The 13,598-nt window shown below is 52.0% G+C and carries 12 protein-coding genes (1 of these 12 cut by a window edge); 11 read left to right on the top strand and 1 reads right to left on the bottom strand.

Annotation, left to right across the window (positions count from 1 at the left end):
- Positions 1 to 191: 191 nt before the first annotated feature.
- Positions 192 to 2,258: a glycoside hydrolase family 16 protein gene (locus ACJJJA_RS17035; protein WP_444902843.1), complete on the bottom strand. Its 2,067-nt coding sequence runs from the start codon at positions 2,256 to 2,258 to the stop codon at positions 192 to 194.
- 512 nt (positions 2,259 to 2,770) lie between these two features.
- Here ACJJJA_RS17035 and ACJJJA_RS17030 point away from each other — a divergent pair.
- The 11 genes from ACJJJA_RS17030 to csrA form a co-directional block, all read left to right on the top strand.
- Complete coding sequence (locus tag ACJJJA_RS17030) at positions 2,771 to 3,286, top strand: CinA family protein (protein ID WP_444886871.1); 516 nt, start codon at positions 2,771 to 2,773, stop codon at positions 3,284 to 3,286.
- Positions 3,287 to 3,460: 174 nt separating this feature from the next.
- Positions 3,461 to 4,495, top strand: a complete 1,035-nt coding sequence (gene recA / locus ACJJJA_RS17025; RefSeq protein WP_252082775.1) for a recombinase RecA — start codon at positions 3,461 to 3,463, stop codon at positions 4,493 to 4,495.
- Complete coding sequence (locus tag ACJJJA_RS17020) at positions 4,496 to 4,984, top strand: regulatory protein RecX (protein ID WP_444886870.1); 489 nt, start codon at positions 4,496 to 4,498, stop codon at positions 4,982 to 4,984.
- A gap of 97 nt (positions 4,985 to 5,081) precedes the next feature.
- On the top strand, positions 5,082 to 6,560 hold the full coding sequence (gene glpK / locus ACJJJA_RS17015; protein ID WP_444886869.1) for a glycerol kinase GlpK: 1,479 nt from the start codon (positions 5,082 to 5,084) through the stop codon (positions 6,558 to 6,560).
- A gap of 47 nt (positions 6,561 to 6,607) precedes the next feature.
- Positions 6,608 to 7,627: a class I fructose-bisphosphate aldolase gene (locus tag ACJJJA_RS17010; RefSeq protein ID WP_444902842.1), complete on the top strand. Its 1,020-nt coding sequence runs from the start codon at positions 6,608 to 6,610 to the stop codon at positions 7,625 to 7,627.
- Between the two features lie 46 nt (positions 7,628 to 7,673).
- Positions 7,674 to 8,510: an alpha/beta hydrolase gene (locus tag ACJJJA_RS17005; protein ID WP_444886867.1), complete on the top strand. Its 837-nt coding sequence runs from the start codon at positions 7,674 to 7,676 to the stop codon at positions 8,508 to 8,510.
- A 135-nt stretch (positions 8,511 to 8,645) separates the two neighbouring features.
- A complete protein-coding gene (locus tag ACJJJA_RS17000; protein ID WP_371841333.1) occupies positions 8,646 to 8,831 on the top strand; it encodes a Trm112 family protein in 186 nt (61 codons plus the stop codon).
- Between the two features lie 4 nt (positions 8,832 to 8,835).
- Entirely contained in the window at positions 8,836 to 9,183 is a 348-nt protein-coding gene (locus tag ACJJJA_RS16995) for a histidine triad nucleotide-binding protein (protein ID WP_444886866.1), read from the top strand.
- 71 nt (positions 9,184 to 9,254) lie between these two features.
- Positions 9,255 to 11,867: an alanine--tRNA ligase gene (alaS, locus tag ACJJJA_RS16990; RefSeq protein ID WP_444902841.1), complete on the top strand. Its 2,613-nt coding sequence runs from the start codon at positions 9,255 to 9,257 to the stop codon at positions 11,865 to 11,867.
- 129 nt (positions 11,868 to 11,996) lie between these two features.
- Positions 11,997 to 13,220 carry an aspartate kinase gene (locus ACJJJA_RS16985; RefSeq protein WP_444902840.1) on the top strand — a complete coding sequence of 408 codons (1,224 nt, stop codon included), beginning with the start codon at positions 11,997 to 11,999 and terminating at the stop codon, positions 13,218 to 13,220.
- Positions 13,221 to 13,460: 240 nt separating this feature from the next.
- Positions 13,461 to 13,598, top strand: the 5' portion of a protein-coding gene (gene csrA, locus ACJJJA_RS16980; RefSeq protein WP_091391203.1) for a carbon storage regulator CsrA. The gene runs 57 nt beyond the window's last position; 138 of the gene's 195 nt are visible here — the first part of the coding sequence; the start codon lies at positions 13,461 to 13,463; the stop codon falls past the right edge of the window.

Genomic DNA, 13,598 nt, shown 5'->3' with positions numbered 1-13,598 from the left:
GCATCATCATTAAGATGCTGCCCAGACCGTCCAGAAGGCGTTGGTTTCTCAGGTAGGTAATCTGTACGCTGTGCTCCGTTTGGTACAATTAATTTTTAGGCAGGGTAGTTGCAGTTTACACTGATTGAGTGTTGACGTTTGTGGTTACTTAATCCGTACAGGGACTGGATATTGTCCGGCGGCTGTCACCGTTATTCTCCAGCAGAGTCTAGACAGCGGTGTTGGTGACCTTCTAGTCGATAGTTACAGAGCTGATCATTGCTGAAGTCACTTAGGGGGCTGCAGGGCTTGCACTTTCTTTTAGGGTGCTCCTGTCGCCCGTGATGTGGATGGCACTTGTGGGGTGGGTGCTGACAGTGAGATCCAGAGGCTTCACTGGAAAAATAGATGTTATCGATCTCAATATTAGTGATATCTCCTTCTACACCTAATATTTCAAATAACTGAATCAGGTTGGACATATCCACTTCATCGCTGAAGTCGCTGACTGGAATGGATATTTGATGCCATTGGCCGTCACGGACAAATTCATAGGGATCAGGGTTTTTATTAAATTCGATCCACTTTTGTTCAATATTAGTGATGCTGCCACTCTTCATGCCGACTTTAAAAGGGGTGTCACTGCTGGTTTTAAGGAAAAAATTTAGTGTGGCTCTATCGTTATCGTAAGCGGATAGGTCGTGGTAGCTGTTGGCGGTAAACGCCATGCCAAACCAGCCGGCTCCAGAGGATTGGTAGGAGAGGGACTTTTCGCCTTCGAATGGTGATTGAGAGACTTCCAGCAGGGTGTTTTCCCACACGAATAAATTGCCATCGCTACCCAGCTTAAAAGTCGAATCGGCTTCGAGCGTTTCACTGTATACGGAAAAAATGCCAGCGGGGATAGTCTTTGCCTCTCCCTCACTGAAGTAAATGTCATCAATGGCCAAGGTGAACCCCTTTGCAGGTGCGTCACCACGAACCATTATGGCCTGGCTAATGGTGTGGAAGTCCACAGCATATTTGCTTAGCGGAATGCTGACCAAGTGCCATTGTCCATCTCGTTTTAACCCATAGTCTTCACCGCCATCGACTAAATCAACCCAACTATCGCTACCACTGCCAGTGCTGGCGATACCAATACCAATCGTTTCAGTGCTGCTGGTCTTGATACGTAAGTTTAAGTGACCATTTTGATAGTGCATCATATTTAGGTCGTAGTGCATCCAAAAACCCATGCCAAACCAATCGCCAGCGTCAATATTAAATTCCAAGGCCTCATTGTCATCAACACTTGCGGTGGATTCCATATTGTTCCAGATATAGAGTTCGGTATCGGTGCCAAGCTGCAAAGACTCAGGGATATCTTCACCGTCACCGTATATGCTTAGGTTGCCGAATTTTGCCTTGTCTTCGGCCAGGGTGATTTCTGTGTTGTAGTTATTATCGTCGTTATCATAGATACGGATATAATCCACATACATTTTGGCGGGCATCGGTGCAGTGATTTCTTCATTGCTAAAAATCTGTGGGAAAATACCGCCCACAGCGAGGTTGAGTATCAGGAAGTGCTCTTGACGAAACTCATCAAACGCCGGGTCTTCACTGTCAATGTTGATAATTTCGTTGGCTTCATCGTCCACCCACATCGTAATACGGTCGGGTGTCCAAGTCATACCAAAGATATGGTAATCCTCGGTTAAATCCCTACTGTAGCCAAAATCTTTGATGAGGTTTTTACTTTGACCGTAATCCGCTTGTCCTGTGTATTCATCGGACTCGTGATGCCAGTGGAAGGCACTGGAAATCGTTGAATTGACACTGCCGCTTTCGAGCGCCTCGGCCATGCCGGCTTCGAGAATATCCAGTTCACCGCATGCGGGCCAGCCGACCTGCCCATAGTTATTGCCGAGCTGCCAAAAAGCCGGCCAGAGACCGGCGTTAAGATCAGGTAGTTTGATGCGGGCCTCAATCGTACCGTATCGATAAGAGAAACGGCCAATCGTTTTCAGGCGGGCAGATGTAAAACTGCCATCAGTATTGCGTTGTGCCTGAATAACCAGATTACCCTCTTCAATATAGGCGTTATTACTATTGTCCGTGTAATCTTGTAGTTCGTTATTGCCCCAACCCCAGCTGCCTACATCGTAAGTCCAGACGGATTTATTAATACTGTTTCCATCAAAATTATCTTCCCAGATTAAAGTTTTTGCGTTGATTAATGGAGAAGCGCAGCTTCCCAGGATAGTCATAACCATCACTGATTTTTTTATTCGCATAGCTTTTTATTCTTTTTTGGCTATCAAAGGGGTGTCGTTGATTTTTTTTATCGACGAATAAAGCCTAACAAATAGCGGGTTATTCTTGGGTGAGTGCTTTCCCTCTTTATCGCGTGCTCAGTCCTGCTTATCGCACGAGGTTAGTACCATGCATTTTTCTTTGTCCTGTAGCTATATTTTCCGCACTTTTAAAACCTATGAGGATGTTTATGTGTTGGGCGTGCCCGACTAGAAGAGCTACATCTTTTTTGTGGGTAGTTATGTCTTGATTAAAGGGAGGTAGTTTTTTGAATCTACAGAGGCTGTAGTACCGCTTCAGTAATTTTAAGGCTGGCACGGTAATGTTATTTTCGTTTGCTGCTTGTAGGTCTATGGATGGCTATACGCCATTGCTTGGTGCAGCGGATGGCGGTCTTGTTAGTGGAGGTTGCGTTCAGTTGGCATAATATAAGGTGATGTGCGGGTTGCTCCTGGCGAGTGAGTACCTTGAGAAATGATACGCGGGTAGAAAAATGGCTGATCATGGCGAGATATTAAGTTTGGCACAGCAGCTTGGTGAGGAATTGATAAAGCGCTGTTGGTTTGTAACCTCTGCGGAGTCCTGTACTGGTGGTGCGATTGCCGCGGCGATCACTTCTATTCCCAATGCGTCCAATTGGTTTGATGGTTCAGTCGTTAGTTATGCCAATCGCATCAAGCACAGTGTGTTAGGGGTGGATGCGAAGGACCTAAAACAGTTTGGTGCGGTCAGCGAACCAGTTGCCCGGCAAATGGCTTGTGGAGTGCTGGCTATGATGGATGCCAACCTGTCCGTGGCGGTAAGCGGTATTGCTGGTCCCAGTGGCGGTACCGAAGAGAAACCAGTCGGAACTGTGTGGATTGCCTGGGCTCATGCGGAAGGACAGGAACCGGTTCAGATTGATGCTCGGTGTTTCCACTTTAAAGGGGATCGGGCCACAGTTCAGGCACAAACGGTGCTGGAGGCTCTCAAAGGGATGCTGAAGATCCTGGAGGAACACCCTGTTTAAAGGTGGTCTACCTGGTCAGTTTACTGGTGTGATAGCGGGGTTGTGCTGAATTTAGAGCGGTGTAACCGTGTTGGGAAGATTGGTACTGATTGCGCTGGAATTACTGGTTGCTTATACAGTAATCCTTCGATAAGCTTGCCCCACTCAACACAGCTCAGATATACGGGAACGGTCATGGATTCCAATAAAGACAAGGCATTGAAAGCGGCGCTGTCGCAGATCGAGCGCCAGTTTGGCAAGGGTACAGTGATGCGTATGGGGGATAAGGAGCGCGAGCGTATCCCCGCAATCTCCACTGGCTCTCTCGGCCTGGATGTGGCACTGGGTATAGGCGGCCTGCCCCGCGGTCGTATCGTTGAGATCTATGGCCCGGAATCCTCTGGTAAAACCACTCTGACCCTGCAAGTGATCGCCGAGGCCCAGCGCAAAGGCGGTACCTGTGCTTTCGTGGATGCAGAACACGCCTTAGATCCCATTTATGCCGAGAAGCTCGGTGTAAATGTTGATGAGTTGATCGTCTCCCAGCCAGATACCGGCGAGCAGGCCTTGGAAGTGGCAGATATGCTGGTGCGTTCCGGTGCTGTGGATGTATTGGTTGTGGACTCCGTTGCAGCCTTGACACCGCGCGCTGAAATTGAAGGAGAGATGGGAGATTCCCACGTAGGTTTGCAGGCTCGTCTGATGTCCCAGGCACTGCGTAAGTTGACCGGTAATATCAAGAACACCAATACCTTAGCGATCTTTATCAACCAGATTCGTATGAAGATCGGTGTAATGTTCGGCTCCCCGGAAACCACTACTGGTGGTAATGCTCTTAAGTTCTACTCCTCCGTGCGTTTGGATATCCGTCGCATCGGCTCGGTAAAAGACGGCGATGAAGTAGTGGGTAACGAGACCCGCGTGAAAGTGGTGAAGAACAAGGTGGCTCCGCCCTTTAAGCAGACTGAATTTCAGATCATGTACGGCGAAGGCATCAATATGATTGGTGAGGTTGTTGACTACGGTGTGAAGCTGGGCTTGGTTGATAAGGCGGGCGCTTGGTATAGCTACAAGGGTGATAAGATTGGTCAGGGTAAGGCCAATGCTACCAAGTTCCTGCGTGATAACCCCGATATCCGCAATGAAATTGAGGCTCAGCTGCGCGCACAGCTGTTAGGCGATCTGGTTCCGGCCAGCCCTGAAGAGGCTGCCGAACTGCCCCAAGAGTAAGTGTCTTTTTCCTCCAAGGCGGCCTTCACCGCCGACCCCGCTCAAGCGCTTTTCGGCGCGGCGCTTGAGCTGCTTACTCGCCGCGAGCACTCCCGTTTGGAATTGAGGCGGAAGCTGGTGGGTAAGTTCCCTGATGCCGACTTCGATGCGCTATTCGCGCGCTTGCAAGAACTCAACTACCAGTCTGATCAGCGCTTTGCCGAAGTTTTTGCCCGTTCTCGTGTTCAGCGTGGTCAGGGCCCCCTGCGTATCCGCCTGGAATTACAACAGCGCGGCATTTCCGCTGAGCTTTTATCCCAGGTCTTAGAGCAGTTAGAGGTGGACTGGTTTTTCCTGGCCCATGAGCAGCTGCAGCGCAAATATCGCTCGCCAATTGATTTGGCGTTGCCGCGGGAACAGCAACTGAAGGAGCGCGCACGTCGCCAACGCTACCTGTCTTACCGCGGTTTCTCTTCAGATGCTATTAGCTGGGCGCTGGACGAAGAGTAATCACGCTTATACTCTCATGCTTGCTTGAGGCGCGAAGGTAATGCTTTCCCTCAGGCTTAGGGTAATGAGAGAAAGAATAATAAGTGCGAGAGACTTTATGATCCTGTCTATTGATCAGGGCACTACAGGCACCACGGCTTTCGTTTTTGATAGTAGCGGCACCCTGGTGGGGCGCAGTTACTCAGAGATCCCCAATTACTATCCAGAGCCTGGATGGGTCGAGCAGGATGCCGAGGAGATCTGGCAAGTCACCCAACGTGTCTGTATGGCTGCTCTGCAGCGTGCTGGTGTTTGCGCATCCGAAATCAACTCGGTTGGTATCACTAACCAAAGAGAGACCACGATCCTGTGGGATCGCCACACAGGCGAGCCAGTTCATAGGGCAATTGTCTGGCAGTGTCGGCGCTCAGCAAATATTTGTGCGCAGTTTGCCACGGAAGGAAAGTCCGAATGGCTGCGCGCACGCAGCGGACTACTATTGGACGCGTACTTTTCTGCCAGTAAGCTGCTGTGGCTATTTCGAGAGCAGCCGGATCTACAGGCGCGTGCTCGCAAGGGGGAGCTGTGTTTTGGCACGGTAGACAGCTGGTTGATCTGGAAGATGAGTGGTGCCCGCGCGCACATGACTGATCATACTAACGCCAGTCGCACCCTACTTTATAACTTGGAGCAGAAAAGCTGGGATCCAGAGCTATTGGCGCTTTTTGAGTGCCCTGAATCGATTCTGCCAGAAATCAGGCCGTCTGCCGGATATTTTGTCGATACGGATCCAGCAGCTTTTGCTGGCGTCAGTGCACCTATTTGTGGGGTGGCTGGAGATCAGCAGGCGGCGCTGTTTGGGCAAGGCTGTACGAACCCAGGAGATCTCAAAAATACCTATGGCACAGGCTGCTTTATGCTGGCCTATGCCGGGGAAAAACGCCCTGAACCGCCTCACGGCCTGCTGGCCACAATCGCCTGTGATCCCCATGGGTTACCAGGCTATGCAGTTGAGGGCTCAGTTTTTACCGCGGGTTCTGCAATACAGTGGCTGCGTGATGAAATGGGATTGATTCAGCGGGCTGTCGATAGCGAGATTATTGCGCAGAGCATTCCCAATACCCGCGGAGTGTATTTGGTGCCGGCGTTTAGCGGCCTGGGTGCACCACACTGGGATTCGTCGGCGCGGGGGACCTTGTGTGGCCTGAGCCGGGGCGCGGGGCGGGCTGAAGTGGTTCGCGCCACTCTTGAGTCCATCGCCTACCAGAGTGATGAGCTGGCGCGGCTTATGGAAGAGGCTCTAAAGGTTGATATCAGCCATATGCGTGTCGATGGCGGGGCAAGCGCGAACAATTTCTTGATGCAGTTTCAGGCCGACATTTCCGATCTGCGTGTAGAGCGCCCCAGACAGATTGAGTCCACGGCAATCGGCGCGGCGCTATTGGCGGGGATCGGCAGTGGTCTCTGGCATTTTCACCAGCTACCGGAGCGTTTGCTGGAGATTGAGCGCGATTTTCTGCCGGGAATGCCAGCAGAAAAAAGGGATTCCTTACTGACGGGTTGGAAGCGGGCAGTTGCAGCCTGCAAAGCATTCTAATTTAAGCGTCTATCCTTGACTGGGTTTTGGCACATGGAGGTGTTTCTATGACAGTTCACGATGAGTTAAAAGCAACGATAGATTCTCTGGTCGATGGTCGCCGGGGAATCCTGGCTGCAGATGAGAGCAGCGGAACTATCGTCAAGCGCTTTTCTGCTGTAGGGGTGGAATCAACCGAAGCAAACCGCCGAGATTACCGTGCGGCCCTGCTGTCGAGTGAGGGGCTTGGGGACTTTATTTGTGGTGTCATTCTGTTTGAGGAAACGCTCGGTCAGAGTGATAGAGGTGGTACGCCTTTGCCTGAGGTGGCGGCGGCACAGGGGATTCTACCGGGTATTAAAGTTGATAAAGGCAAGGGGCCTCTTCCCGGCGCGGAGGGGGACATGATCACCTATGGGCTCGATGGCCTTATCGAACGCTTGCGGGAATATAAGGCGCAGGGAGCGCGATTTGCCAAGTGGCGGGAAGTGTATCCCGTGAGTGCTCACAACCCCACTGAGTTGGGGCTTACGGCTAACGCGGAAATGCTGGCTCGGTATGCCGCCGCTTGCCAGTCTGAGGGGGTGGTGCCCATTGTTGAGCCGGAAGTGCTAATGGACGGCAGTCACAGTCTCGAACGCTCCGCGACTGTTAACGAACAGGTTTGGAGCAGTGTTTTTCATGCCTTGAATCGTCATGGTGTTATTTTGGAGTTGATGTTGCTCAAGCCGAGTATGGTCACTCCCGGAGCAGAGTTGCCTAGTGCGGAGCCGCAAGAGGTGGCTGAGTACACTTTGCGCAGCCTGCGCCGCAGTGTGCCTGCCGCAGTGCCCAGTATCAATTTTCTTTCTGGTGGTCAGGGCCCGGAAGAGGCTACAGAAAACCTGAATGCCCTTAACCAGCTTAACAATGCCCCATGGCAGTTGAGCTTCTCCTATGGAAGGGCATTGCAACAGCCGGCGTTAGCGACTTGGCATGGCAAGCTGGAAAATATCGAAATGGCGCAGAGAGCTTTGGTTAAGCGAGCATGTATGAATCATCTGGCTATGTTGGGTAAGTATCGAGATAGCCTTGAGGGGGAGGGTTAGGGGTGATCAAACCTCGATAAAACAATAAGGAAAGTGGGCTGCGACAATGGAATTTTTAACAAGAAACATCAGTTTGCATTACCGCCGCTGGTGGGTTGAAGGCGCGCGGGGAACTGTGGTGATTTCCCATGGGCTGGGTGAGCACAGCGGCCGTTACGTTAATTTAGCGGCACATCTTAATCGGGCAGGTTTCAGTGTGTATGCGCCGGACCATTATGGTCATGGTTTGTCCCAGGGGAAGAGGGGGCACATAGAGGATTTCTCGCTCTATAGCGAGGACCTCTATGAATTTATCTGCCTGGTCAAAAGTGGTAACCCCGGTACAGGGCTGCATCTGTTAGGGCATAGTATGGGGGCGGTGGTCGCTTGTGGCAGCGCCATTCGCTACGGGGCTGTAGATAGCATCATCCTATCAGCACCGGGTTTCCGCGGGGCCAAGGAGCCTTCGGGACTCGAGTTGAGGCTGGTACTGATGCTGGCAAAGATGTTCCCAGGGCTAGTGCTTTCCAGCAGGATAGATAGCCAGTGGTTGAGCCGGGACTCTGCGGTAATTGAAGCTTACCGAGAGGATGAGCTAACGCATCGAGGGGTTTCACTGCGCTGGTTTGAGACATTTCTTCGCGAGCGGGAGTTTCTCTCCGCTAATCTGGAGCGATTACTGGTGCCTTGTCTGATGTTGCTGCCGGAATCCGATCGGCTGGTGGATGTTGGAGTGAGTCGTGAGTGGTTTGAGCGGATGGGCTCGGCCGGCAAAATGCTGCACTGCTTTCCCAAGGCTTATCACGAGCTTTTTAATGAGGTCGAAGAGGGGCGTTTAGCGCGTGATCTGCTGCTTGGTCATTTAAAATCCTACGAACCGCAGGCGGGGCCTGTCGTCTCTTGATAAAAATAAGGGGCAGTCAACCATACTGGTTGTAACCCTTGGCGAATGCCGTGAAAAACCCTATGAAGCATTGTATGATACGCGGTCATTTTTGCCCCCTGCTTGTTACGCCAGGGGGAAATAGTGGGGTGGAACATGGATAAGAAGTTACTGAGCCTGTTAGTGTGTCCGGTAAGCAAGGCGCCGCTTGAGTACCGTGAGGAGACCCAGGAGCTGGTGTGTAAAGCTAGCGGTCTGGCCTATCCAATAAGAGACGGTATTCCGGTGATGCTGGAATCCGAGGCGCGTCAGCTGACTGCTGAGGAAAAGCTGGAAAAATAAACCAATGGGTGATCCCAGCGTTTTCAGTCGAATTATCTCGGGCGAAATAGCGAACGAGAAAATCTACGAGGACGATCTTTGTATCGTTATTGAGGATCGGGCGCCACAAGCCCCGACCCATCTCCTCATTATCCCGCGTAAACCCCTGGTTAACTTGTTTGACGCCAAAAGCGATGACAAGGCTCTGCTCGGCCATCTGATGTGGGTGGCCGCTGAACTTGGCAGAAAGCTGGGATTAGAGGGATTTCGACTTGTGGTCAACAATGGTCGAAGCGCGGGACAGACCGTATTTCACCTGCATGTCCATCTACTGGCTCAACAAACAATGCCCGAGCAGGGGCTTGCACAGTAGCGGGACAGACGAGACACCGCGTCACCGGTGTCATTCAATAACTCTCAACTAACGAAGTGGAATTACGCCGGATGAAAAGCGCACAGATTCGCGACGCCTTTCTGAATTACTTTGCCGAACAGGGCCACACTGTGGTGCCGTCAAGCTCCTTGATTCCGGGCAATGACCCGACCCTGCTATTCACCAACGCCGGCATGGTGCAGTTTAAGGACACCTTCCTCGGTCAGGAAAAGCGTCCCTACAACCGGGCCACTAGTTCGCAGCGCTGCGTGCGTGCTGGGGGTAAGCATAATGACCTGGAAAATGTAGGTTATACCGCGCGCCACCACACATTCTTCGAGATGCTGGGTAATTTCAGCTTCGGTGATTACTTTAAGCGCGATGCCATCCGTTTTGCCTGGGACTTCCTCACCAAGGTGCTGAACTTGCCAGAAGAGCGCCTGTGGGTAACCGTGCATATCAGCGATGATGAAGCAGCCGATATTTGGCAAAAGGAAGTTGGGGTGAGCCCTGAGCGCTTCTCCCGTCTTGATGAGGATAATTTCTGGCAGATGGGGGACACCGGCCCCTGTGGTCCCAGTTCAGAAATTTTCTTTGACCACGGCGAAGATGTACCCGGTGGCCCTCCTGGTTCCGACAACGACGATCTCGATCGCTATATCGAGATTTGGAACCTGGTATTTATGCAGTACGAACGCACGGCGGACGGTGAGCTGCACCCGCTGCCTAAACCCTCTGTCGATACCGGGATGGGGCTGGAGCGTATCGCCGCTGTTTTGCAGGGCGTGCACTCAAATTATGAAATTGACCTGTTCCAGGCGTTGTTACGAGCAGCCAGTAGCATTGTTGGTTGCGATAACCTAGAGGAAAAGTCTCTGCGTGTGATCGCTGATCATATTCGCTCTTGCTCCTTCTTAATTGCTGATGGTGTTATGCCTTCCAATGAAGGTCGTGGCTTTGTATTGCGTCGTATTATTCGCCGGGCAGTGCGTCATGGACACAAGTTGGGCCACAAAGAAGTCTTCTTCTTCAAGTTAGTGAGCGCTCTAGTAGAGCAGATGGGAGAGGCCTATCCAGAATTGCGTGAGAAGCAGTCGCTGATTGAGCAGGCTCTGCGTAAAGAGGAAGAGCAATTCGCCAAGACCTTGGATAAAGGCATGGCCTTGCTGGAAAGCGCATTGAGCTCTCTCGAAGGCAGTGAAGTGCCCGGCGAGCTGGTATTTACTTTGCACGATACCTACGGTTTTCCTACAGATCTAACCCAGGACATCGCCCGCGAGCGCGGCCTATCTCTGGATATGGCGGGTTATGAAGCCGCCATGGAAGCTCAACGTGAGCGGGCCCGTGCCGCCGGTAAATTTAAGCAGGATTATACCGAAGCTTTGGATCTGCAAGGTGCCACGGAGTTCCTTGGATACGAAACCACCGAAGCAGAAGGCACAGTAACCGCGATTCTCAAAGACGGAGATCAGGTTGAGCGTCTGGAGAATGGGGAAGAAGGCGTGGTAATCCTCGATCGGACACCATTTTACGCTGAGTCAGGTGGTCAGGTTGGCGATAGCGGTTATCTGAAGGCCGCATCGGGCCGTTTTGAGGTGCGAGATTGCACCAAACAGGGCAGTCATCATTTACATACCGGCAAGCTGCTGCAAGGAACAGTAGTTGTTGGTGAGCGGCTCACTGCTGAGGTGTCAGCGGATGTGCGCCAGGCAACGGCATTGAATCACTCTGCGACTCACTTGCTACACGCCGCTCTGCGCAAAGTGCTCGGCGAACACGTAACCCAGAAGGGCTCATTGGTGGATTCCGAGCGCTTGCGTTTTGACTTCTCCCACCCGGAAGCGGTCACCGCAAAGCAATTGCACGCGATCGAATCCCTGGTGAACACGCAGATTCGCGCGAACACACCGGTTGATACCTGCGAGACAGACATTGAGTCAGCCAAAGAAATGGGTGCCATGGCACTGTTCGGTGAAAAGTATGGCGATACAGTGCGCGTTCTCTCTATGGGTGCTGTAGAGGGCAGGACTTTTTCTGTAGAGCTGTGTGGTGGCACTCACGTGAAACGCACGGGGGATATTGGTCTTTTGCGTATTGTCAGCGAGAGTGGCATCGCCTCTGGCCAGCGACGTATTGAGGCGGTCACCGGTGCGCATGCGCTGTCACAATTTGATCGAGCTGAGCAGCGGCTAGAACATGTTGCGGCTCTCCTTAAGGCGCGCCCGGACACTCTTGCAGATAAGGTAGAGCAGTTACTACTCAATAACCGCAAGCTGGAAAAGGAAGTTGCGCAACTCAAGACTAAGCTGGCCAGTGGTGCTGGTGGAGACCTCAGTGCCCAGGCAATAGATATTGCGGGCTTTAAACTGTTGGCCACATCAATCGACGGCGCCGACCCTAAATCTTTGCGTGACCTGGCTGACCAAATGAAGAGTAAATTGGGCAGCGGAGTTGTATTGCTGGCGGCGCCGGGAGAGGAAAAGGTTGCCCTGGTTGCGGCAGTGACTAAAGACCTCACCGGCCGCCTATCGGCGGGAGACCTGATGCGTTTTGCTGCTGGCAAGATTGGCGGCAAGGGCGGTGGTCGCAGCGATATGGCGCAGGGGGGCGGCACCGACGCTTCGGCTCTGCCAGGTATGCTACAAGAAGTGCCTGTATGGGTAGAGAACGCCCTAAAAAGCTGATTTAGGTCAATTTGGCGCCATAAATAGCGTGTGAAGTTGATTTCGCCGAAGTTTGGTGATTAAGTGCGCGCCTGCACGATTTCGGGTGGTGCGCGGACTTGGCCTGGAGCTAAGGAAACACAGAAAGTTATGAGTTTGTTCGTGCAGAAATACGGCGGGACTTCAGTAGGCTCTATTGAGCGTATTGAAGCCGTCGCCGATAAAGTAGCCGCATTTCGTGCAAAGGGGCACGGTATGGTTGTCGTTCTTTCCGCTATGAGTGGAGAGACCAACCGCCTGATTGAGCTCGCCTACCAGATTCAGGAAAAACCCGACCCCCGCGAACTCGATGTACTGGTGTCCACAGGTGAGCAGGTCACTATTGCGCTGTTGAGCATGGCCCTTAAGAAGCGCGGTTACGATGCCTGCTCCTATACTGGCGGGCAGGTCAAGATCCTCACGGATAATGCCCACACCAAGGCTCGCATCCAGCGTATTGATGTCGAGCGAATGCGCACAGACCTGGATGAAGGCAAAGTAGTTGTGGTTGCCGGTTTCCAGGGCGTGGATGACAGCGGAAATATCACCACTCTGGGGCGCGGCGGTTCAGACACCACGGGGGTAGCGCTTGCTGCTGCCCTTGATGCCACGGAATGCCAAATCTATACGGATGTTGACGGGGTCTATACCACTGATCCACGTGTGGTGGATAGTGCGCGCCGTATGGATCGGATCACTTTTGAGGAAATGCTGGAAATGGCCAGTCTTGGCTCCAAGGTCCTGCAAATCCGCGCCGTGGAGTTCGCTGGCAAATACAAGGTTCCTTTGCGCGTGCTCTCAACATTTGAAGAGGGTGAAGGAACCCTGATAAGCCTGGATGAGGAAGATAACGAGATGGAGCAGCCTGTCGTATCCGGCATCGCATTCAACCGTGATGAAGCCAAATTAACGATTCGTGGTGTCCCGGACACCCCCGGTGTTGCCTGCCGTATTTTGGCACCTGTCGGTAAAGAGAATATCGAGGTCGATGTAATCGTGCAGAATATCAGTGCGGTTGACGGGACTACCGATTTTACTTTCACGGTACATCGCAATGATTTGGTTAAGGCTCGCGAAGTCTTGGAGCGTGTTTCGGCGGAACTTGGCGCCCGTGAGGTGATCACAGACGACAAGATTGCCAAGGTTTCTATTGTCGGCGTGGGAATGCGTTCCCATGCAAATGTGGCCAGTCGTATGTTTAGTGCGCTGGGTGAAGACAATATCAACATTCAGATGATCACTACTTCGGAAATTAAGATTTCGGTGATTATCGATGAGCGCTATCTCGAGCTGGCAGTGCGTGCTTTGCACAGTGAGTTTGAACTCTCCAAGTGAGAGAGCTGAAAGAAACACTATAACCGGAGTTAAGGCAAAGAGAGCCTTCCCATTTCGATTCAGTTGTTTGGCATTGCATCCAACCTGTTGAGATTTTGTTCGACTGGTCAATACTGAAGAGTGTGATGGGTAGTTTTTGACCTTGCGTGCACCGCCACCCGGTTATGATGACCAAATAAGAGCAGCTTTGGATAAACACCGGCTGTTCTTTATCACAGGATGATCAAGGAGAAGTAGGTAATGTTGATTTTAACCCGCCGAATTGGCGAGACGCTGATGGTTGGCGACAATGTCACGGTTACCGTGCTGGGGGTGAAAGGCAATCAGGTGCGTATTGGCGTAAATGCGCCAAAAGAAGTCGCCGTACACCGTGAAGAA

This window comes from Microbulbifer mixtoriginis (SeqCode), assembly GCF_052466865.1.
Note: the sequence above shows the minus strand (reverse complement) of the source record. Positions and strands in the feature narration are given on the sequence as shown.